The 22,497-nt window shown below is 43.1% G+C and carries 20 protein-coding genes and 1 riboswitch; of the genes, 10 read left to right on the plus strand and 10 right to left on the minus strand.

The window, feature by feature from the left end; translation table 11 throughout:
* Window positions 1–27: 27 nt before the first annotated feature.
* Window positions 28–423: a carboxymuconolactone decarboxylase family protein gene (locus tag FNK51_RS08795; RefSeq protein ID WP_141993077.1), complete on the minus strand. Its 396-nt coding sequence runs from the start codon at window positions 421–423 to the stop codon at window positions 28–30.
* 118 nt (window positions 424–541) lie between these two features.
* Between FNK51_RS08795 and FNK51_RS08800 the strand changes: the two genes are divergently transcribed.
* Window positions 542–970, plus strand: a complete 429-nt coding sequence (locus FNK51_RS08800; protein ID WP_098372542.1) for an Lrp/AsnC family transcriptional regulator — start codon at window positions 542–544, stop codon at window positions 968–970.
* A gap of 87 nt (window positions 971–1,057) precedes the next feature.
* Window positions 1,058–2,023: a catalase family peroxidase gene (locus FNK51_RS08805; RefSeq protein ID WP_141993078.1), complete on the plus strand. Its 966-nt coding sequence runs from the start codon at window positions 1,058–1,060 to the stop codon at window positions 2,021–2,023.
* A 281-nt stretch (window positions 2,024–2,304) separates the two neighbouring features.
* On the opposite strand, the gene FNK51_RS08810 is transcribed toward FNK51_RS08805, so the two are convergent.
* Window positions 2,305–3,975 carry an ABC1 kinase family protein gene (locus tag FNK51_RS08810; protein ID WP_141993079.1) on the minus strand — a complete coding sequence of 557 codons (1,671 nt, stop codon included), beginning with the start codon at window positions 3,973–3,975 and terminating at the stop codon, window positions 2,305–2,307.
* 15 nt (window positions 3,976–3,990) lie between these two features.
* On the minus strand, window positions 3,991–4,293 hold the full coding sequence (locus FNK51_RS08815; protein ID WP_141993080.1) for a phasin family protein: 303 nt from the start codon (window positions 4,291–4,293) through the stop codon (window positions 3,991–3,993).
* A 244-nt stretch (window positions 4,294–4,537) separates the two neighbouring features.
* Between FNK51_RS08815 and FNK51_RS08820 the strand changes: the two genes are divergently transcribed.
* Window positions 4,538–5,287 carry an SDR family NAD(P)-dependent oxidoreductase gene (locus FNK51_RS08820; RefSeq protein ID WP_141993081.1) on the plus strand — a complete coding sequence of 250 codons (750 nt, stop codon included), beginning with the start codon at window positions 4,538–4,540 and terminating at the stop codon, window positions 5,285–5,287.
* Window position 5,288: 1 nt separating this feature from the next.
* On the opposite strand, the gene FNK51_RS08825 is transcribed toward FNK51_RS08820, so the two are convergent.
* Window positions 5,289–5,519, minus strand: coding sequence for a hypothetical protein (locus tag FNK51_RS08825; protein ID WP_141993082.1), 231 nt, complete (start codon window positions 5,517–5,519; stop codon window positions 5,289–5,291).
* A gap of 63 nt (window positions 5,520–5,582) precedes the next feature.
* Window positions 5,583–6,374: a TIGR00266 family protein gene (locus tag FNK51_RS08830; RefSeq protein ID WP_076367363.1), complete on the minus strand. Its 792-nt coding sequence runs from the start codon at window positions 6,372–6,374 to the stop codon at window positions 5,583–5,585.
* Between the two features lie 192 nt (window positions 6,375–6,566).
* On the opposite strand from FNK51_RS08830, the gene glpK reads away from it, so the two are divergent.
* Entirely contained in the window at window positions 6,567–8,057 is a 1,491-nt protein-coding gene (gene glpK / locus FNK51_RS08835) for a glycerol kinase GlpK (protein WP_098372536.1), read from the plus strand.
* Window positions 8,058–8,130: 73 nt separating this feature from the next.
* Window positions 8,131–8,598 carry a CBS domain-containing protein gene (locus FNK51_RS08840; protein ID WP_098372535.1) on the plus strand — a complete coding sequence of 156 codons (468 nt, stop codon included), beginning with the start codon at window positions 8,131–8,133 and terminating at the stop codon, window positions 8,596–8,598.
* A 54-nt stretch (window positions 8,599–8,652) separates the two neighbouring features.
* Here FNK51_RS08840 and FNK51_RS08845 read toward each other — a convergent pair whose 3' ends face one another.
* The 3 genes from FNK51_RS08845 to FNK51_RS08855 form a co-directional block, all read right to left on the minus strand.
* Complete coding sequence (locus tag FNK51_RS08845) at window positions 8,653–10,764, minus strand: peptidoglycan D,D-transpeptidase FtsI family protein (protein WP_141993083.1); 2,112 nt, start codon at window positions 10,762–10,764, stop codon at window positions 8,653–8,655.
* A 373-nt stretch (window positions 10,765–11,137) separates the two neighbouring features.
* Window positions 11,138–11,491 carry a hypothetical protein gene (locus tag FNK51_RS08850; protein WP_141993084.1) on the minus strand — a complete coding sequence of 118 codons (354 nt, stop codon included), beginning with the start codon at window positions 11,489–11,491 and terminating at the stop codon, window positions 11,138–11,140.
* 195 nt (window positions 11,492–11,686) lie between these two features.
* Window positions 11,687–12,685, minus strand: coding sequence for a DUF2515 family protein (locus FNK51_RS08855; RefSeq protein ID WP_141993085.1), 999 nt, complete (start codon window positions 12,683–12,685; stop codon window positions 11,687–11,689).
* Window positions 12,686–13,459: 774 nt separating this feature from the next.
* Between FNK51_RS08855 and FNK51_RS08860 the strand changes: the two genes are divergently transcribed.
* The 3 genes from FNK51_RS08860 (at window position 13,460) to FNK51_RS08870 (ending at window position 17,608) form a co-directional block, all read left to right on the plus strand.
* Window positions 13,460–15,211 (plus strand): ABC transporter ATP-binding protein, encoded by a 1,752-nt coding sequence (locus tag FNK51_RS08860; RefSeq protein WP_098372531.1) that lies wholly within the window; start codon window positions 13,460–13,462, stop codon window positions 15,209–15,211.
* Complete coding sequence (locus FNK51_RS08865) at window positions 15,208–17,226, plus strand: ABC transporter ATP-binding protein (RefSeq protein WP_141993086.1); 2,019 nt, start codon at window positions 15,208–15,210, stop codon at window positions 17,224–17,226. Before FNK51_RS08860 ends, FNK51_RS08865 begins: the two co-directional genes overlap by 4 nt.
* Before the next feature lie 133 nt (window positions 17,227–17,359).
* On the plus strand, window positions 17,360–17,608 hold the full coding sequence (locus tag FNK51_RS08870) for a type B 50S ribosomal protein L31 (RefSeq protein WP_098372529.1): 249 nt from the start codon (window positions 17,360–17,362) through the stop codon (window positions 17,606–17,608).
* Window positions 17,609–17,720: 112 nt separating this feature from the next.
* Here the strand turns inward: FNK51_RS08870 and metC are convergent, their stop codons facing one another.
* Together metC and FNK51_RS08880 are read right to left on the minus strand one after the other, a co-directional pair.
* A complete protein-coding gene (gene metC, locus FNK51_RS08875; RefSeq protein ID WP_141993087.1) occupies window positions 17,721–18,902 on the minus strand; it encodes a cystathionine beta-lyase in 1,182 nt (393 codons plus the stop codon).
* Window positions 18,899–20,011 (minus strand): methionine biosynthesis PLP-dependent protein, encoded by a 1,113-nt coding sequence (locus FNK51_RS08880; protein WP_141993088.1) that lies wholly within the window; start codon window positions 20,009–20,011, stop codon window positions 18,899–18,901. Before FNK51_RS08880 ends, metC begins: the two co-directional genes overlap by 4 nt.
* Window positions 20,012–20,097: 86 nt before the next feature.
* Window positions 20,098–20,211: riboswitch (SAM riboswitch) on the minus strand.
* A 316-nt stretch (window positions 20,212–20,527) separates the two neighbouring features.
* Here FNK51_RS08880 and fumC point away from each other — a divergent pair.
* Window positions 20,528–21,910, plus strand: coding sequence for a class II fumarate hydratase (gene fumC / locus FNK51_RS08885; protein WP_141993089.1), 1,383 nt, complete (start codon window positions 20,528–20,530; stop codon window positions 21,908–21,910).
* 108 nt (window positions 21,911–22,018) lie between these two features.
* A complete protein-coding gene (locus tag FNK51_RS08890) occupies window positions 22,019–22,261 on the plus strand; it encodes a hypothetical protein (RefSeq protein ID WP_098372525.1) in 243 nt (80 codons plus the stop codon).
* Window positions 22,262–22,497 lie beyond the last annotated feature (236 nt).

A 22,497-nucleotide genomic window follows, 5' to 3' on the forward strand; every position in this document is an offset into this window, starting at 1 on the left:
GCAGTGCCTGTTCCTTTTTTGGTGTTATTATAAGTCCATCAAAGCCCCGAAATATTGCTGGGCCGTTGTAAAACAAATGAATGCCAATAGTTCAGAAATCTCTTCATCACTGAATGCCTCCTTCAATACTAGGAAGAACTTTTCCTCCGTTTTTTCACGTTGCAAGAGGAATACTTCCGCAAAGGCGATTGCATAGCTTTCTTTCATATCTTCCGGCTGTAGTGGAATCCCTTTTGCCTGACAATATGAGCAGCCATTACCGTATGCCAGAACCCTTCTGACGTTTTCCTTTAACTTCTTTGAAAGTTTCCCATCTGCAGATATGCAATCTGAGAGATCCGACCATTTATGCGAAATCTCTTCAGAATGAAATAATCTTTGAAATGGACTGGATCCCCGCGATGATTCTTTTATTCTTGTCATGTACATCTCTCCTTTGAGATAATCCTAATATAAAAATCCAGGAATTTTAATTCCATTTGTAAAGCATTTCGGTTTAATAATGAATAAATGTAAAGAAAAGAAGGGGAATATTTATAGAATGAAAATTGATGAAAAAGACCAGAGCATCCTTGCTGAATTAACGTTGAATAGCCGAATTTCCATGAGGGAATTGGCAAAGAAAGTAAACCTCTCCGCTCCCACCGTTGCCGAACGGGTACGGCAAATGGAGTCGTTCGGGATCATTAAAGGGTATGTTGCCGAGATTGATCATAAAAAGATTGGTTTTCCAATTGAGTGTATCGTGGAAGCAACGATAAAAAATGGGGAATATGAGAAATTCAAAAAGTATATCTCCAAGGTGCCGAATGTTGACTTTTGTTATCGAATTGCCGGGCAGGCTTGCTTTATGCTGAAAATCCACAGTGAGAGCCTTGAAGAAGTTGAGGAATTCATCAATCGGACCATTCCGTTTGCGGCAACTGTTACCCATGTGATCCTTTCAAAGGTGGAGCGGGAACTGGAATGAGTAATTTTTCTAACATGATGTGTGCAGCGCCTGGATATTTCCAGGTGTTTTTAAGAATAAGTATTGGAATAAGGGGTACATGTAATAATGGATTCGAATCTGAAAAGGTGGGGTGAGGTATTGGAGGGAATGGACGACTTTAAACCTGAACTAGCCAGAGAAGCAGTTAATGTGATTGAAAATGTAGCTGGAACATATCCTGGTTATCGGCGTGCGCATGCAAGGGGATATGTTTATGAGGGGGTTTTTACCCCAAACGGAAAAGCGTCCCCATTAACGGTGGCTCCGCATCTTCAGGATGAAGCTGTGCCGGTGATCATTCGTTTTTCAAATAGCTCGCCGATTCCAAGCCATCCTGATGCCATTTCCCCTGTAAAGGGCATGGCCGTCAAGTTTCAATTGCCGAATGGAGAGGAATCAGATCTTATTACTGTGACCATTCCGTTATTCTTTGCGAAAACACCGGAAGCGTTTGTTGATATTGCTGACTTTTTCAAGGCTGCCAAAGAAGGTTTCCCCAATCTGAAAGAGCTTGCAAAAATCATGTGGAAATACCCTGAAAGCAAGGCAAGCCTGCAAATGCTTAAAGAAATGCGTTCTCCAGCCAGTTTCTCAATGTGTCAATATTACTCCATTCATGCATTCTATTTCATTAACGCGGAAGGAAGGCGGCAGGCCATCAAGTACGAGTGGGTACCTGATGCCGGCCTTAGTATGCTAGAAAAAAAGGAGGTGGCCAAGCAGGCGCCGGAGTATCTGGATGAAGAAATGGAAGAGAGGCTCAAGCAATGTCCGGTGGGCTTTAAATTGAACATCCAAATAGGAGGGGAAAATGACCCGACTGACGATCCAACCACAGCTTGGTCGGAAGATAAACAGGTAATCACGATAGGGCATTTAATGATTTCCAGAAAATCGGCAGTGTCAAAAGATACATTAATGTTCGATCCAACCAATATTCCTGAAGGAATCGAATGCTCGGAAGACCGAATCTTGCATTTTCGCCATAGTGCATATGCCGTCTCTTATGAACGTCGGATAAATAACAAATGAATGAAATCAAGAAAAAAGGGAATTCCCTTACTATAGGGGTTCCCTTCAGAATGTTGGCAAACTTACTTTAAGAAATCAGCTTCCTTTCCTCGGACTGAGCCGAGCCTCTTCAAAGCAAAGGCCTGTAGGGACTTTGCTAGCCAGTTATTCGGCAGGAGTGTCGCAAATTTCTTCAATTTTACAAGGGTCTCATTTATATAACAGTAAAAAAACATGAAGGATAACCTAGTATGTTTTAAAATCATGGTCCGGAGATCAATTCGAACCCCTTTTTCGTAAGTTTACATTTTTCCGGATCTGAAAATGGTGTAGAGCATAAGTAAGAACATCAGGGTTGCAACGACAAATCCAATCTCGATAACCGGTATCTTCCATAGGATCAAGGTTTCCCCGCCTATTGCAGAGCCGATAATGAGACCGACCATGATTATGCTGAATGCTAGCAGGATAATACTGAAAGACAGCCGGTTCGAGATTTGATCAAGCTTATGTAAAAAAACTTGGAGTTCGGGAATGTTGATATCGAGCCGCAATTTCCCTTTTTTAATGATACCTGTCACTTCCCTGATATCCTTGGGCAATTCGGCAATGGCTTCAGCAGACTCGATGAATTGATTCCAGGCGTTCTTCGCAATGTTTTTGGGATTGTAGCGTTCCTTAAAAAGCCTTTCCCCAAAAGGTTCAGCTGCCTTCATAATGCTGAAATTCGGATCTAATCCTTCGACAATTGCCTCCATGGTAAGCAAAGCCTTGCCGAGCATCGTGAATTCGGGAGGGATTTGGACTTGATGCCGATTGGCAACCGTGAACAGGTCATTGACAGCTCCGCCTAAGCTGATTTGGCTCAATGGGATATCATAATATTTATTTCGCAGTTCATCGATATCCCCTCTTAATGGGGCCATGTCGATTTCATCCGTCAGGAGGCCCATCTCTGAAAGCGTCTTGATCAATCCATTGGTGCTGCCGCGTTTCAGATTAATGACAAGCGAGGCGAACTGAAACTTCGTTTCTTCCTCCAACCGTCCCACCATTCCGAAATCCATGAGTGCGACGACATTCCCTGGCAAAATGATGATATTGCCAGGGTGGGGATCGCCGTGGTAAAAGCCATCGATCAATATTTGCTGAAGCATGGAATTCGCTAATCTTTCCGCAATTTGCCGGCGATCATAACCTTCTTCATCAAGCTGTTTAAAATGATTGATCTTAATTCCTTGTATGAAATCCATCGTCAGGACCCTTTTTGTGGAAAACTCCCAATGAATCCTTGGTACCTTAAACCCTTGATCATCGATGAATTGCTTGGCTATTCTTTCCCCGTTTCGGCCCTCGGAGTTATAATCGAGTTCTGCACGGAGTGATTTAGCGAATTCATCAATCATTTTTCTGATTTGGTAGCGTCTTGCCCAAGATATGCGTGCTTCCATTAGTCTTGCCAAATCATCGAGAATTTCCAAATCCGTTTCCACAGTCGGCAGGATATCGGGCCGCTGCACTTTGATTGCTATGACTTCCTGTGATGGAAGCCGTGCCGTGTGGACCTGCCCAATCGAAGCGGTTGCCAGTGGGGTTTCATGAAATTCAAGAAAAAGGTTTTCCAAAGAATCACCCAATTCGGCTTCGACAATTTTGCGAACCCTCTCAAATGGAAAGGGGGTGACCTGGTCCTGTAGCTTTTCAAGTTCGCGGACGATTTCGTCAGGAACGAAATCACGCCTCGTACTTGCAATCTGTCCAAGTTTAATGAATGTAGGTCCCAAGTTTTGTAATATCGTATGCAGCCGCTCTCCGATTGAGCGGAGGTTCAGGTTTTCATCTGGTTGGAGTTTCGATGCAGCTTTGCTCTCGGATAATCCCAGACGATAGATGAAGTAACCAAAACCATTTTTCAAGAAGGCATTAATGATTTCTTGGTAACGATGTGCGTGTTTCAGTCGCTTGCGAAACATTCAAGTACCTCCTGATCAGGATTGTATGTTTTGGTTCTGTTTTTCCAAAATCACGATACGGCGCTCCAATTCCTGAACTTCTTCTTTAGTTGCCAAGTTTAGGCCATTGAGCGCTTGGGTGACTTTAGCCTTGACGGAATCATCCAGCTGCTTTTGGGCTTGTTCCCCTTTTTCGACCCATTGCTTAATAAGAACCTTGGAATCTTCTTTTGAGATATCGCCTTTTTTCACAAGAGAGTCCACTGCTTTTTCAATTTGCTCTTTTGTAGCAGCGGCAGCACCTAATCCTAAAGAAAACACATTTTTTAATAAGTCCATTTTTACATTCCTCCAATATAAATTTTCACACTGTAAGAAAGATAATGGCGAATGCCTTTCACCGTGGTTCATTCTTGTTATTACTATCTATCATACATCACTTTAGGGCCGCTACAAAAATATAAGGGTTCTGCAGATTTTTGATGATAAGGAAAAGGATTAGTTGATCAATCGTGGAAATGTTTGAAGTGAAGCGAATTGGATATTATGATAGGGACAAATCTGTGAAAGAGGGGATGGAATAATGGGATTCACAAATAAAACGGTGATTGTAACAGGCGCTTCGAATGGTATAGGTAAAGGCGTGGCCAAGGGATATGCAGAAAGCGGCGCTTCAGTCGTTCTCGCAGATTTGGACGAGCGGGAAGGTGTTCTGTATGTGGAAGAGCTCAAAAGTAACGGTCATGAAGCAATGTTCGTTAAAACGGATGTACGAAAGGAAGCTGACATCCAACATTTGATGGATGTAACTTTAAAAACATATAAAACCATTGATATATTAATCAATAATGCAGGAAAGGCATTATTCAAATCGCTTTATGATCTGACGATTGAGGAATGGGACGATATGATGAATACGAATTTGCGCAGTGTTTTCCTTTGTTCCCGGGCAGCCGCGGAATCGATGCGGAAAAATGAAAAGGGAGGTGCAATCATCAATATAGCATCAACCAGAGCGATAATGTCTGAGCCGGATTCGGAGTCCTATGCAGCGACAAAAGGAGGGATCAAAGCACTGACACATGCACTTGCCGCTTCTTTAGGCAAAGAGAAAATTACGGTCAATTCGATTTCTCCGGGCTGGATTGAAACGGGAGATTATGACTCTCTGAGGGATAAAGATCATCAGCAGCATTTTTCCAATCGGGTTGGCAAACCGGAAGACATTGCAAGGGCCTGTCTTTATATGACGGCAACGGAAAATGATTTCGTTACGGGTGCGGATCTTATCGTCGATGGAGGCATGACAAGAAAAATGATGTACGAGGAGTAACTCATTTTTTCCGATAGAGATATTGCAGTTCAGTTCCGAGCTCACGGTTGAGCAGCTGTTCCATTTCTTCAAGCTCTTTTATGCCGATAGGGGCATCGGCAGCTGTCCAGTGACTGGTATAAACAAAATAGTAATCTCTTATTTTTCGGAAAATAACAGGCGAATTTGGGAATTGATCAAAAATTGCCCTGATATTATAGCGTCTCATGTAGGACCACTTAACAAGCTGCATGTAGCTACCCATCCTTTTCAAAAGTGATCAATGACTGCCAGGATGGCAGCCATTGGTCGGTTCTTATTTATCGTTGAATAAATTGAATAAGCCTCTAGCTACGCTGCCTTCTTCGGATGATCCTCCATTTTGCGGCGCTGCAGCAAATACACGGCTGGCAAGCCGGCTGAATGGCAATGATTGCACCCACACGGTTCCGGGCCCTTTTAATGTTGCAAAGAATAAACCTTCGCCTCCGAATAAAGCGGTTTTCACGCCTTTTACAGTTTCAATATTATAATCTACCCCGCTAGTCATTGCCACTAAACATCCTGTATCGACACGTAGAATCTCTCCTGCTGCCAATTCCTTTTTATGGATCGTACCGCCGGCATGAACGAAGGTCATTCCATCTCCTTCAAGTTTTTGCATGATGAAGCCTTCACCGCCAAAGAAGCCTGCCCCTATTTTTCTCTGAAACTCAATTCCGACCGAAACGCCTTTTGCTGCCGCCAGGAAAGCGTCTTTTTGACATATGATTTTCCCGCCGAGCTCGCTTAAATCCATCGGGATGATTTTACCTGGATAAGGCGAGGCGAATGAAACGTGTTTTTTATCTCGTCCTTCATTCGTAAAAGCCGTCATGAAAAGACTCTCACCAGTAAGGAGCCGTTTCCCGGCACCGAATAGCTTACCCATCATTCCGCTGTCACCATTCGAAGACCCATCGCCAAAGATGGTTTCCATCTTGATTCGATCTTCCATCATCATTAAACTTCCAGCTTCGGCAATCACCGTTTCCTGAGGGTCCAATTCCACTTCAACAAACTGCATGTCATCTCCATATATTTTAAAATCTATTTCATGGTTATTCATTTTCCATTCCTCCTATCCGCCTTATTTTCATTGTAAAAGATAAACTCTTAACCTGCCAATATTTTTCAGTTTTTCGCCGTGATTTATATATTTTTTGTTTTCAAGGGTATATCTAGTAAAATGAAGAAAGAAAAAACAGCATGACACTTAAGCTGAAATGAAACGTAATCTTAAGTGTAGGGGGAGACAACCATGGAGACTTACATATTATCATTGGACCAGGGAACGACAAGTTCGCGGGCCATTTTATTTAATAAAAGCGGGGAAGTCTTGCATATTGCGCAAAAGGAATTCACCCAATATTTCCCCAATCCTGGCTGGGTGGAGCATAACGCCAATGAAATTTGGGGTTCCATCCTATCGGTAATCGCTTCCTGTCTATCGGAAATGAATGTAAAACCGGAACAGATCGCTGGAATTGGCATAACGAATCAACGGGAGACGACCGTGGTATGGGATAAGGAAACAGGTCAGCCTATCCATCATGCCATCGTCTGGCAATCCCGACAGACAAGCGAAATTTGCACTCATTTGAAGGATGAGGGTCTCGATGACTTATTTTTGCAGAAAACCGGTTTGTTGATTGATGCTTATTTTTCCGGTACAAAGGTGAAATGGATTCTCGACCATGTAGATGGGGCACGGGAAAAGGCTGAAAACGGAGACTTATTGTTTGGTACGATCGATACGTGGCTGATATGGAAACTTTCGGGTGGTAAAGCACATGTAACCGATTATTCGAATGCTTCAAGGACGCTGATGTATAACATTCATGACCTGAAGTGGGACGAAGAGCTGCTGGAAATCTTGCAAGTGCCGCAATCGATGCTCCCGGATGTTCGCTCTTCATCAGAGATATACGGGAAAACAGCGCCACACCATTTCTTTGGACACGAAATCCCGATTGCCGGAGCAGCTGGAGATCAACAGGCAGCTTTGTTCGGCCAAGAATGCTTTGAAAAAGGAATGGCCAAGAATACGTATGGCACCGGATGCTTTATGCTGATGAATACAGGAGAAAAGGCAGTGAAATCAGAGCATGGCCTGTTGACCACGATTGCATGGGGGCTGAATGGAAAAGTCGAATATGCCTTGGAAGGCAGTATTTTTGTCGCAGGTTCGGCCATACAATGGTTAAGGGATGGGCTGAAACTCTTGCATGATCCGAAAGACAGTGAAAAGTATGCTTTGCGGGTCACTTCAGCCGATGGAGTCTATGTAGTCCCCGCATTTGTTGGATTAGGCACCCCTTATTGGGATAGTGATGTCAGGGGAGCTGTATTCGGACTGACAAGGGGGACATCGAAGGAGCATTTCGTCCGGGCAACATTGGAAGCGTTGGCTTACCAGACAAAAGATGTCCTTAGCGCCATGGAAGTCGATTCAGGGATTAACCTAAAGTCATTGAGGGTCGATGGCGGGGTCGTCAAAAACAACTTCTTGATGGAATTTCAAAGCGGTCTCCTGAATGTCCCCGTCGAAAGACCGGTTATTAGTGAAACGACAGCGTTAGGTGCAGCGTATTTGGCTGGACTAGCTGTCGGGTATTGGGAAAGCCAGGAAGAGATTTCAAAGCTATGGGCAGTCGATAAGAAATTCGAACCCAGGATGGAAGAACAGGAACGAAAGGAATTATATACTGGCTGGAAAAAGGCAGTTCAGGCGGCAACGGTTTTTAAATAGAGTAAGTAAGGGTATTATTTATAGAGTAGAGAGATGAATACAGAACGTCCAAACATAAAAAAGGGGTGGTAATATGTTAGTTAAGGATTTCATGATAAGAGAAGTCTATGTAGCCCGTCCAAATTTTACATTAAAGGAAATTCTGCGAATCTTAATCGAAAATAAAGTGGGCGGGGTACCGGTCGTGGATGAACATGATAAACTATTGGGAATGGTTACGGACGGGGATATCCTTCGTTATTTGACACCTGCAGAAGAAGCCATCATGGGGTATTTCACATACATTACGGTTCTTCCCGGTGAAGAATTGGATGAAAAGGTTACATCCAAAATGAATGATAAAGTCTCACAAATCATTAAAAATAAAAGGATAACAAAGCTTTCCCCCGAAGATCCGTTAGATGAATTGATAAAGGTCCTTTCCAAGCATCATTTCAAGAAAATCCCCGTCGTGGACAAAAATGATAAAGTCGTCGGCATCATCAGCAGGGGAGATGCACTTAGGGCTCTATATAAGGAATTCGTTCAAAAGCTGGAATAAATGAAGCATCAAAAAAAGGCCTGCTCGTAATCGAGCAGGCCTTTTTTGTAATTATCATTGAGTGCTTTCTACCGCCTTATCTGCATCAGATTCACCTTTTGCTCTTTTTTCCTTCAATTTAAAGTAGGCGTCCATTACGTCCCGCCCGATCCGTTTGTTAATATCATCAGAGGGCTTGCCTTGATACACCCATGGCACGACGACAGAGAATGCCACTTCCGGATTATTGTGAGGTGCATATCCTACAAGTGTCAGATTGATAGTCGGGACTGGAGCGCTATATTGATTCCTCCGCGGTCCGTCGTAAAAGGCCTCGGCAGTACCCGTTTTTGCTGCCGCACGGTAGGACTTCCCGCCGAAATATTTATAGGCCGTCCCGCCTGGCTCCTGGGCAACCTGCCTGAATCCTTCCTGGACACGCTGTATCCAAACGTCTTTCCCATTTAAGTCATTTAACACTTTGGGGCTCATTGTTTTAAAAACGCTCCCCAATTCATTGTGTTCATTGGAAGGATTCCTTATTTCCCTGACCATACGGGGCTCCAGCCTTTTTCCGCCATTTGCAATCGTCGATACGTACTGTGCCAATTGCATAGGAGTATATGTATCATACTGCCCGATCGATAAATCCAGCAGCAATCCATCTGTAGACATGTCGACTCCTTTAAATCCGACTGATTCATTTGGCAGGTCGATGCCTGTACGGACACCCAAGCCGAATTGGGCATAATGATTCCGCATGATGGCATAAGCTTCCCTGTTGATTCCTAACGGTCGATGTGGTATATAATGCCCGCCCGCTATTTTGATCGCCGTCATGAACATATAGACATTCGACGATTTCTTTAACGCGGAGACATCTGTTACATAACCCAAATCACTATAAGATCCTTTCTTAGCCCCTGCTAAAAGGAGTTTTCTGTCAAAAAAAGCTGACCCTGGTGCGATGGCTCCTGTCTGAAAGCCCGTGTAGACAGTGGCTCCTTTAACAGATGACCCCATCGTATAGGAGGTCGTAATGTTACCAAGGGCGAAATCGTTCATTTCGGTCAAGCCGGTTTTACTGTTGCGGCCGTATTGTCTACCGGCCATGGTTAGCACCTCGCCTGTGTTCGGATCCATTAAAACGACGAAGGCACGATCCAATAAGTAGGTATTTCCTTTAGCCTTAGTTCTCCGCAATTCGTTCTCGATGATAGCTTCTACCTTTTGCTGCAGCTCCATATCAATTGTCAGGACCAAGTCTTTTCCGCTTTGCCCTTCAGTGAGGGTATTCGTATTGATGACTTCCCCTTTGCTCAGCACATTTTCAACCCGCGTCTTTTGACCGCGCAGGACATCTTCATATTGTTTTTCGATATAACTTTTTCCGACCCGGTCATTCCTGGTATAGTCGCGTGCCAGATAATAGTCAATATTTTCACTGGGAATGCCTTCTTCGGAAGAAGAGACCTTGCCAAGAACCGAGCGGAGGGTCTCATCATACTTATAGGTCCTTTCCCAATCCGTCGTTACGTCCACGCCTGGCATTTCATCCAAATGTTCACTGACCCTGGCGAATTCCTTAGTGGTGACATCTTTATTCTTCACGATCGACGGTGCGAGGGCATAGCCACTATTGAATTCCCGGAAGATGGCGATCACTTCCAATTCATCCTTGGAAAATTCCTGGACATTCTCATCGGTCACCCGTTCCATTTGAAGTTTGTATAAATCTTTTTGCTCCAGTTTCTTTTCGATTACTTTCTTCTTCTCGGCCTTGGTGATTAAGGCATCGGCTTCTTTCGGATGTTTTAAAATCCAAAAATCCTTTTTATCCGGCAGGGTCACCTTTTTGGTATCTTTTTCTATCAAGGTAGCAAGGACCTCTGCCGTCTTCACCATATCGGCCGTTTTCGTATTCGGGTATTTCGTATAAGTGATGGCATTACGTGGCTCATTATCAACGACCGGATTCAAGTTGCGGTCATACATCTTGCCACGGGGAACGGGGGTATTGGCCACATCGTTTTCCGTTCGGTCCACTTCTCGAAGGTAATCATCCCCATACACGATTTGGACGATGCCAAGCCGGATGATTAGGCTTGAAAACAAAATGAATATTAAAAAGAACATAAAGTTCAGTCGGAAAGGAATTGGGGTTTTTTTCTTTTTTTCTTTGGCCATCAGTAACATTCCTTTCTAGTAAAAGTAAAAAATAAGAAAATTCCTATCTCCAATGATATATAAAATTAACTTATTTTTCTATGCTTTATCCGTAAATTTATCTATATTTCCAAAAGAATGTTTTGAAGTTATATAATTCCTAGTAATCTTATAATTGGGAAAATTGATATAAAGGCCGATGAGTCCGAAGGGGGTTTAATAGATAAAGAGAGGGCGAAACGGCACAGCGACAATCATGGGGGGGGAGAGATGTATATATGAGTCGCTTCTGTGAAAAAGGGGAGCTCACAAAGTAAATGAATGAACAATTAATGACTTTAACCTTTGGAATCATTCACAATGACTTTAGTACCATGATTTTTTATTTTAAGCATTAATTTGCTTCATACTTCTTAACGGGAGTTTGAGTCGCGACGCTGATAACCTCTTTGAAATATCCGCAAAGCTCAAGCCATTTTTCAGGGTATATATAGATGAAGCGTTCGATCGTTTCTAGAGAGTGAAGCACCAGGCAATCGATTTGACCCGTTTTTTTATTTTGTAAATTGAGTAGAAGCTCATGCGGGATGGTGTAATAAGGATGGATTTGATACGGATTCAGTATGACCGGGGAAATATTCTTCCATTCTATATACTTGTCCGTCATAATCTTTTGGATTGCAAAGCTTTCATTCGTATGTAAATCCCCGATTTTGTAATGTGGATTCAATAGTACAATGCCTCTCATTTGATTCACCCATTCTTTTTGCTAACCATTCTTGCCAAATGGGGGATGGGATATTCAAAGCAAGAGGCTTGATGCTAGAAAATGGATTTCATTCCGTTAAGGGTTTTCAGCTGCTTGACATTTTCGAGCACCTCGTTGGTCAGGTCCGTCTTTTTAATGATCGGTGTGCTTCGTAAATCTTCTATGAAGCTTTCATTAGTGAACCCAATCAAAGGAATGGGGAGGAAAGAAAAGTTGATCTTCCCATGCATCATGTAGAGTGGGGCTGTAGACTTTATCATCTTTTGACGTGGATGCATCAGAGGTATATATGCTTCCCCAGTAATCCTCTCTGGAACCAGTGTGGGGAATCTCTTTTGTAAATTGGCCAACACCGCGAAAAACCGCCGGATGCTGAAAAAGAAGCCCATATAATAATTTCCCCGTTTCAATACGCTGTTTCGGGTCGGCAAAGCGTTCGACGGTAAGGCCTGTCAAGTTATGAAGTCTTTTTTGCTTGTTTGCATAAGGAAAGATCACTTTCATGAAGCCTAAGTACTCCTGAAGCCGAAAATCAAGCCTGCGGAGGATTTCACCATGACGGGTGCGCTTTAAGATCCTTTCCTGAAGCATTCTTTGTTCATTAATGATGAGGGCCGTTGTCAAAAGGGGTGAATGGGGATCTTCGATGAAAGATTCCCAAATCGGGGCCATGAATCTTGAAATGCGGAATACTGGTAAATACCTTCTTAGCGGAAGTTCTTTTTGTTTAGCATGTTCATATAAAAGAAGCTGGGGGAAGGCATCTGCAAATATGGCTGAATTGGCGCGCTCAAGGAACAGGAAAAATTTTTGCCGTTCGGCTCTGTCAAGGAGATGGGTCATGGTCGAACTTTTCAAGTCAGTCATATGGTATCCCCCATTCCTCGAAACCATATGTGCTAAAAAGGCCCAATGGACCTCTGGATTACGATTGTAAAAGGCAAGATATGCTTGTGTTCTTGTGATATTGTTCCGGTTCAAGGCAGCCGTCTCGGTTCGAATGCTTTTTATAATGGCAGTTTCCTCAGGAAAAAATGCTTTTGACTCATCAAAAGGCTGAAAGAGCTCTTTTTGTAAACGGGATTTTAGCGTGTCATATCTTTCAGCATCGATGATGGGTTTTGTTTTGACAGGGTGTTTGCCCATCAGCTTCTGCAAATATTGGGAAAGCATACAATCACCACGAATGTTTTTCGATCATTATATGCAGAGCCGTCAAGAAAGGGGCGTTGCATTTGCAACGCCCCCGGATTTCTTTTGTCATCAGTTATTTTTCTTCTTCTTTTCCAGGTACAATAAAATATAATAAACTATCCAGAAAAGAAACACAGGAATGAAGGATAATATTCTATATTTTACCGGTACGGCAAATAAGATGAAAATGGATGAAAATAAAAAGGGAACCGCCAGGAGTATATATTTTCTCCATTGCATATGCTGAACCTCCTTAGGTTACGTCATTCTTATAAGAATAAAGGATTATCCAGCAATAATCTAGAAAAGTCACAATTGACAAAGATAGGCACACGTAGTAATCTTTAAACATAAGTTAAAAATTACCATTAAATAATAGAAAAGGAGGCGAACGTCATGACTAAATCAGTTAAGCACAGTGATGTCACAACCGAATATCATACGTCCGCCTGCCCTGAAACCTTGTCGTTCTAGACAAAGGATTCGACGTGTTCATTGATCATTTTAAAGCGCAGGTTGTGGAATTTTCGCGCGCGGCCTGCGCTTTTATATGTGTTATTACGCATCTAAAAAAGCTTCCGCTAATTGGCGGGGGCTTTTTGGTATTTGGGGTACAGGTGCATTAGCATCCTTTCCATATAAATGATAGGAGGAATTTTAAATGAGACGAAAGACATTGGAAATCTTATTGCAACCCGGAGATCCAGAAAGCGGTTAGCGAGTGAAAGGTTTGAACAAAAGGGAGGGAAATTCATGTTTGCGATTTTTAAAAAGCTGTCCTGGTTCTTTAAAGAACAGTGGCGGCGTTATACCTTGGCGATTTTATTTCTGTGTCTGGTGAATATCCTGGAGGTTATCCCGCCAAAACTCGTCGGGAATGCCATCGATGATATGAACAATGGCAGCATGACACAGGAAGGGGTCATGAAATACGTTATTTATTTGCTCATGGTACTGAGCGGCAGTTACCTATTTGGTTACTTATGGAGTTATCTGTTATTCGGCGGCGGTAACCTGGTCGAACGAAAGCTAAGGTCCGGATTTATGGGCCATTTGCTGAAAATGACGCCGACGTTTTATGAAAAAAACCGTACAGGGGATTTAATGGCAAGGGCAACCAATGATTTAAAGGCAATATCCCTCACTGCTGGTTTTGGGATATTGACGCTTGTTGACTCGGTGCTGTTCACCATTACGGTTGTGGTCATGATGGGAGCCACGATCAGCTGGCAGTTAACGATTGCGGCGGTGCTGCCGCTGCCGATCATGGCAGTGATGATGCAAATTTACGTGAAGAAAATTTACAAACGTTTTACGGATGCACAAGCAGCCTTTGGGACTTTAAATGACAAGGTCCTGGAATCCATTTCAGGTGTCCGTGTTATCCGGGCCTATGTCCAGGAACGGGAAGATGAAAAGCGATTTGATGAAATGACAGAGGATGTATATCGCAAAAATCTAGCCGTGGCAAGAATCGACGCCCTCTTTGATCCGACAATCAGCATTATCATCGGCATCAGTTATTTAATCGGGTTGGGCTACGGGGCTTATCTTGTGTTTCAACAGGCCATAACGCTTGGCGGACTTGTTTCGTTCAATGTGTACCTAGGCATGTTAATTTGGCCGATGATAGCGGTGGGTGAACTGATCAATGTCATGCAAAGGGGAAATGCTTCGCTAGATCGTGTTCAGGATACCCTTTCATATGAAGCGGATGTGAAAAATTCATTCGGTCTGAAGAGTATTCAAAAACCGGGAAATATCCAATTCAATTCAGTTTATTTTACATACCCTTCCTCAACGGTTGTGAATCTATCCAATATTTCCGTTCAGCTTGAGCGCGGTCAAACATTGGGGATAGTGGGGAAAACGGGAAGTGGAAAAACGACATTCGTGAAGCAATTGCTGCGGGAATATCCTTTAGGAACAGGTGAAATCGCTTTTGCAGGCATGCCGCTGGAGCAACTGAACCTTGAAGATATTCGTAAATGGATCGGCTACGTTCCACAGGACCATTTTTTATTCTCGAAATCTGTTAGGGAAAATATCTTATTCGGTAAAATGGATGCAACGGAAGAGGAGCTGGCTGAAGCTATCCGGCTTGCGGATTTTGAGAAGGACTTAATGATGCTGCCCAACCGTCTTGAGACACTCGTCGGTGAGAAGGGTGTCGCTCTATCTGGAGGGCAAAAGCAGAGGATCTCGATTGCCAGGGCACTGGTCAAAAATCCAGAAATCCTTATATTGGATGATTCCTTATCCGCTGTGGATGCAAAAACAGAAACGACAATCATCGAAAATATCCAAAATGAACGTGCAGGGAAAACGACAATCATCACAACCCATCGCTTATCAGCCGTTCAGCACGCGGACAGAATTATCGTGTTGGACAGCGGAGAGATCATCGAAGAGGGGACTCATGCGGATTTACTGCAGAAGGATGGCTGGTATAGAGCGCAATATGAACGACAGCAGGTTGACGAAGGGACGGAGGTGAAGGCATGAGGGTCGTAAAGAGACTTTTTAATTATGCTGCCTTTTATAAAAAATTGATCATTGGCGCCCTGATCATGCTGGCACTTTCGGTAGCGGCCGATTTAACAGGTCCTTTCGTTGCCAAGAAAATCATCGATTCACATATACTTGGCATTGAATCTACCTGGTATGAAGCGGGTAAAGGAAAAGATGCTGTTAAGTATGATGGAAATTGGTATAAACGGGCTGATTACTTTGCAAAAGGTGAGAAGAAAGGCAGGGAAGTCCATGTTCTGCAGGTTGGCAATCAATTTGTCTTCGTAAATGAAGCTGTCCCTATCGAGGGGCGCAGAACCTTGGAGAACCAATCGTTGATCATCAAGAAAGACGGGAAAGAGCAGCGTGCGCAAGCAGTGAAATTGTCGAGTCAGGAAGTGATGCGGTTTTACCAACCGGAAATCCCGCGGATCATTAAGCTAGTGGCTTTTTATTTTAGTCTTGTCATCCTTTCCTCCATTTTTCAATATGGGCAGAGTTTTTATTTACAGAAAGCGGCGAACCGAATCATACAGAAGATGCGAAATGATATTTTTACGCATATTTCCCGTCTGCCGATACGTTATTTCGATAATATGCCAGCGGGTAAAGTTGTAGCCAGGGTCACTAATGATACGGAAGCGATCCGGGAATTATATGTAACCGTGCTCGCCAACTTCTTCTCGAGTACGATTAATATCTTCGGGGTTCTGATTGCTTTGTATATTCTGGATCCACGAGTCGGTACCATTGGTCTTTTACTTATTCCAATCATCGTTATCTGGACGATGGTATACCGTAAATTCGCCTCGAAATATAATCACATCATTCGGGAACGGGTCAGCGATATTAATGGGATGATCAATGAATCCATTTCTGGAATGAGTATCATCCAGGCATTTGGGCGTGAAAAGGAGACGAAACAATCTTTTGAAAATCTGAACCGGGAGCATTATTCCTATCAAAATAAAATGCTCCATTTGAATTCGTTGACGGGCGGAAACTTGATCGGTGTCATTAAGGTTTTGGCACTAATGGCATTCGTCTGGTATTTCGGCGGGATTTCCCTTACAGCGAGTTCAGCCATTTCTTTAGGGATGATGTATGCAATTGTTGATTTGATCAGCCGCCTGCTTCATCCGCTTCACGGAATCGTCAATCAGTTCGCTAACCTTGAACAGGCACTTGTTGCAGGGGAGCGGGCATTCAGTTTATTGGATGAGCACGGAGTGGCAGTCAGTGATGAAAACATGTCCAGATACAAAGGAAATGTGCAATTCGAAAATGTTTCTTTTGGTTATAAAGATAATGAATATGTGTTAAGGGACATTTCCTTCTCAGCTAAACAAGGGGAAACGGTCGCTTTAGTTGGCCATACTGGGTCAGGAAAAAGTTCCATAATGAATTTATTGTTCCGTTTTTATGACAGTAGTGAAGGTCAAATCAAAATCGATGGCACGAATATATTGGATATCCCCCATCAGACGCTTAGGGAGCATATGGGAATCGTCCTTCAGGATCCCTATTTATTTACTGGCACCATCGCTTCCAATATCAGTCTGAATCATAAAGGCATCACAAGGGAAATGGTTGAAAAATCTTTAAGAGATGTAGGGGGGGACAAAGTGCTGAAGCATCTTCCTTTAGGGTTAGATGAACCCGTGATCGAAAAAGGAGGAACGTTGTCTTCCGGACAGCGGCAGCTAATCTCTTTTGCACGTGCTCTTGCATTCAATCCGGCGATATTGATTCTGGATGAAGCGACAGCAAGCATCGACACTGAAACCGAGGCAATTATCCAGGAGGGAATGGAAGTGCTGAAAAAAGGGAGAACGACCTTCATCATTGCCCATAGACTATCCACGATAAAAAATGCCGACCAAATTCTTGTACTGGATAAAGGGCGGATTGCTGAGCAAGGTACACATGAAGAATTAATGGAATTAAAAGGGAAGTATTATCAAATGTATGAACTGCAGGCTGGTCCACATAAAGGCGTGGCTGGCTGAACACCCGAATAAGGATGGATAATCAAGATCAAACTATAATGAGGGTGCCGTAATCGGCACCTTCAAGCGAAATTGTTGATAATAGTAATCATTACGTTTAAGATATACCTATACAGACGATGAGGTGATTATAGTGAAACAAGAAATTCATCCAGATTATCGACAAGTGGTATTCATGGATACCAACAGTGGGTATAAATTTTTGACAGGCTCCACGAAAGCGTCAAATGAAACGATCGAGTGGGAAGATGGCCAAACGTATCCATTATTAAAAGTGGAAATCAGTTCAGATACGCACCCCTTTTATACTGGAAAGCAGAAGTTTGCTGAAAAAGGCGGACGGGTGGATCGCTTCCTGGATAAATATAATATGAAGAAATGAGAGTCAGGCCATCGGGAGATCGATGGTCTTTTTTTATGACTAGGGTGAAAAAGAGTTAATAATGATGCTAAGAAAAAGGGTGCCCATAATATATGAGGCACCCATCCTGAAATCATTTTGCAGCAATTGCTTCCCCTTTAGCAATATTGACGAGGGCGGCATCGAAGTCCTTTATTAAATCATCCGGATTTTCAAGTCCGACAGAGAGGCGGAGCAAGCTGTTCGTGATGCCTCGCTTTTCCCTTTCATCATCTGGCATGGCAGCATGGGACATTTTGGCCGGGTAAGATAATATAGATTCGACCGCTCCAAGGCTTACGGCAAAAACAGGGAGCTCGACAGTGTTCACGAAAGAACGGAAGACTTCCTCACTGTCCAATTCAAATGATAGGACCGCCCCAGCTCCAAGTGACTGGCCTTTCTGGATGGCGTGCTGTGGATGATCGGAAAGGCCGGGATAATACACTTTTTTCACCAAGGGCTGCTCCTTTAAGTAGGCTGCAATCTTTTCCGCCCCTTTTTGGGAGTGCTCCATTCTAACTGACAAGGTTTTCAGACCTCTCATTACAAGCCAGGCGTCCTGGACACCAAGAACCGCCCCAAAGGAGTTTTGGAGGGAACCGAGTCTTGCTGCCAATTCCGGATCTTTCACTACTGCAAGCCCAGCTACCACATCACTATGTCCGGATAAAAACTTCGTCGCGCTATGAAGGACAACATCAGCACCCAGATTCAGTGGTTTTTGCAATGCTGGAGTCAGGAATGTGTTATCAACAAAACTTAAGGCACCGGCTTTTTTTGCGATATCACATACGGCTTGAATATCGGTCACTTTAAGTAACGGATTTGAAGGCGTCTCGATGTATATGGCCCTGGTATTTGGCTGAACGGCCGCTTTGACGCTTTCAAGGTCCGTCATGTCAACGAATGTATGCTCAATATTGAAACGCGTCAATACACTAGTGACCATCCTGAACGTTCCGCCATACACATCTTCGGAAATGACGATATGGTCTCCGGCAGACAACAGCAGGAAAGCTGTTGAAATGGCAGCCATACCTGATGAAAAGGCAAATCCGTGTGTGCCGTCCTCAAGTTCAGCAATGATATCTTCCAGCGCCTCACGAGTGGGGTTCCCGCTTCTACTGTAATCATATTTGCCGAATTGATCGATATCGGATTGATGGAAAGTCGATGCGTGCTGAATGGGAACGCTCACACCGCCCGTTGCAGGATCGAATTTATGTTGATTATGAAGTAATTTGGTCTCAAAGCTAAAATCATGATCTGTCATCGTAGTGCCTCCCTTTTTACATGTGCGAATGCTTGCTGTAAGTCCTGGATCAAATCATCGCTGTCCTCGATGCCAACGGAGAAGCGGAGCAGGCGATTACAAACTCCATTTGCCGTTCTGACTTCAAGCGGTATATCGGCATGCGTTTGTGTAGCGGGATAGGTGATGAAGCTTTCAACCCCTCCAAGGCTTTCTGCAAACGAAATTAAAGAGAGCGATTGTAAAAATGGGTTGACTGCCGATTCATCAATGATACGGAATGAAATCATGCCGCCTCTGCCGGGATACAATACGTCCGTGACACAATCATGTTCCGACAAGTAATCTACAAGTATCTTGGCATTCTTTTCATGACGCTCCATCCGCAATGCCAAGGTTTTCATTCCACGCATCAACAGCCAAGAATCAAAGGGGCTCAAGACAGCTCCGGTTCCATTGTGATGGAAGGCAAGTGCATCACATAATTCAGCGCCGCTAGCAACGATCAGTCCTGCGAGCACATCATTATGACCACCGAGATACTTGGTTGCACTGTGAATCACGATATCCGCTCCAAGCAGGATGGGTTGTTGAATAAGAGGCGTGTAAAAAGTGTTATCAACGATTAACAATAAATTATTTTGTTTGGCCAATGCGGCAACAGCGCTAATGTCCGTTTGCTGCATAAGGGGGTTAGTGGGAGTTTCGATGAAGATGGCTTTCGTGTGAGGAGTGATGGCTTTTTCGATATCCTCCAAACAACAAGTGTTTACATAGTCACACTGCAACCCCCATTTTTTAAAACCTTGTTCTAACAGACGATATGTACCGCCATAAAGATCTTCGCTGACAATCCATGCATCACCTGATTTAAAAAGGGCAAGGATAGTGGAAATGGCGGCCATTCCTGAACTGCAGGCATAACCTTGGTCGCCTTTTTCCAGATCGGCGATGGAACGCTCCAATAATTGGCGTGTAGGATTACCTGTCCTTGTGTAGTCGAATCCCGTTGATTGGCCAATTCCTTCATGGCGAAAAGCTGTTGAAAAGTATACCGGCGGATTGACTGTTCCTGTCGCCGTTTCGCTGCGATTTCCTAATTGAGCAAGATATGTTTCAGTTTTGTACATGGTTTTCACTGCTCCTTTGAGTTATATAAAATAAAAAAAAGTCTTCTTTAAGAAGAAGACTTTGATTAAGTAAGGACGAGTCATTCTTCTTATCTTCCAAGTTCACAAACTTGTGGAATTAGCACCTTTTCATTGGTTTGAAACAAATGAAGGTTGCTGAGGTGTCATCGGGCCATTCCCTCTACCTCTCTCGATAAGAGTTTAGATTATTCAATTTCTTTTGAATTTACTATATATACAAAATACTGTCAAGAACATTTTGTGATGGATAATGCTTGGATGTTCATGACCAGGTCAATTGGAGCTTAGTGCCTCTACACTTTATGTGTCTAAAAAAAGAATATCCGAATTTTCATATAAACATGAAGGGTCCAGAAAAAGTGAAAGGGTCAGCGGATATTTTTGCTTTAAAATAATAAAGTTTGTACAATGTATGGAGAGAAAGAATAATACGACATTATTCATTTCATATGCAAATGGTCTTCAATGAATAGTGCAAACATAGGAGGAGAACACATGGAATACAGAATCGAACGAGATACGATGGGTGAAGTGAAAGTTCCTGCTGATAAATATTGGGGAGCACAAACTGAGAGAAGCCGTAACAATTTCAAAATCGGTAACGAAAAAATGCCGATTGAATTAGTTCGTGCATTTGCATACGTTAAACAAGCTGCGGCAAAAGTGAACTATGATCTTGGTGATCTTTCGGAAGTTAAAAAGAATGCCATTGTCAAGATTTGCGGCGAAATCCTTGAAGGTACGCTAGATGAACATTTCCCGCTTGTAGTTTGGCAAACGGGAAGCGGCACGCAAAGTAATATGAACGTGAATGAAGTGGTCGCTAACAAAGGAAATGAATGGTTAAAAGAAAATGGTGATTCTGAAACCCTTCATCCGAATGATGATGTTAACAAGGCACAGAGCTCCAATGATACTTTCCCGACAGCCATGCATATTGCTGCCTTTATGGAAGTCGCTGAAAAATTGGTTCCTGCCATTAAAGCTCTTCGTGATACATTCGATACAAAAGAAAAAGAGTTTTGGGATGTCGTGAAAATTGGCCGGACACATCTTCAAGATGCTACACCATTAACATTGGGACAAGAAATTTCCGGTTGGAAAGCGATGCTCGACAAAGATCTAGCGATGATTGAGGAAAGCAGCCAAAAATTATTGAACCTTGCACTAGGCGGAACGGCTGTAGGAACCGGAATCAATACAAAAAAAGAATTCCCGGGACTTTCCGCCAAACAAATTGCTGCTGATACAGGATATCCTTTTGTCACATCTGATAATAAGTTCCATGCATTGACAAGCCATAATGAAATCGTCTACGCACACGGTGCTTTAAAAGCATTGGCAGCGGATTTAATGAAAATTGCAAACGATGTCAGATGGCTGGCAAGTGGTCCAAGAAGCGGAATCGGCGAAATAGCCATTCCAGAAAACGAGCCAGGCAGCTCCATCATGCCAGGTAAAGTCAATCCAACACAAAGTGAAGCGCTTACCATGATTGCAACACAAATCGTGGGTAACGATGCTACAATTGGCTTTGCAGCAAGCCAAGGTAATTTTGAATTGAATGTATTCAAGCCAGTAATCATCTATAACTTCCTGCAAACGGTAAAATTATTGACGGAAGGCATTCATTCATTCAACAATAATTGTGCGGTTGGCATTACTGCAAATGAAGATAAAATCAAAGAAAATGTAGAACGTTCCCTTATGTTGGTAACAGCATTGAACCCGCATATCGGTTATGAAAAAGCAGCCAAAATCGCCAAAACTGCATTCAAGGACAACTCAACATTGAAAGAAGCTGCGTTGAAATTGGAGTTCCTGACGGAAGATGAATTCAAAGCATGGGTCGATCCTGCTAACATGGTTAATAAATAATTGTATGGAAATTCCCTCCCTTGGTATTAGGGAGGGTGTTTCCATGTGTTAAAATAATGGAACCAACAAATACTGAGATCATAAGTATCGGGAACAGGAGGAAAAACAATGTCTTTATGCCCGCTTTGCAACGGTCTGAGAAAAATTCATGTGAATTGCCCGGAATGCGGCAGTGATCTTGAAGATAAAGGGAAATTCATGGACTACGCTGATGATTACAGTGCTTATATGGATATCGACATACTTAAAGAAAACGACGGATACCCTCAATCCCTTCAAAAAGGACAATGCCCACATCTCATGAAATGCTCTGAATGCGGACATGATGAAGTGGTATTGGTTCAGGAATGAAATTTTGAAAAAACGAAAAATCTAAAGTAATCATTTCAAGTTGATCTTGCTTAATAGAATCATGTTTAGAAAGCATCCTCATCACCTCAAGTTTTAATAAAATTCTATTTTAAAACAATAAATACATTAGGCAGAAGAGTTCTATCTAAAAGTTAATACAAAGTTGATTGGAGCGTAAGGTGCGAGACTCCTGCGGGAAAAGCGAGTCCAGGGGAGACCCCGCAGGCGCAAAGGCG

The organism is Bacillus sp. B4EP4a, assembly GCF_006680105.1.
GTDB classification, from domain to species: Bacteria; Bacillota; Bacilli; order Bacillales; family DSM-1321; genus Peribacillus; species Peribacillus simplex_E.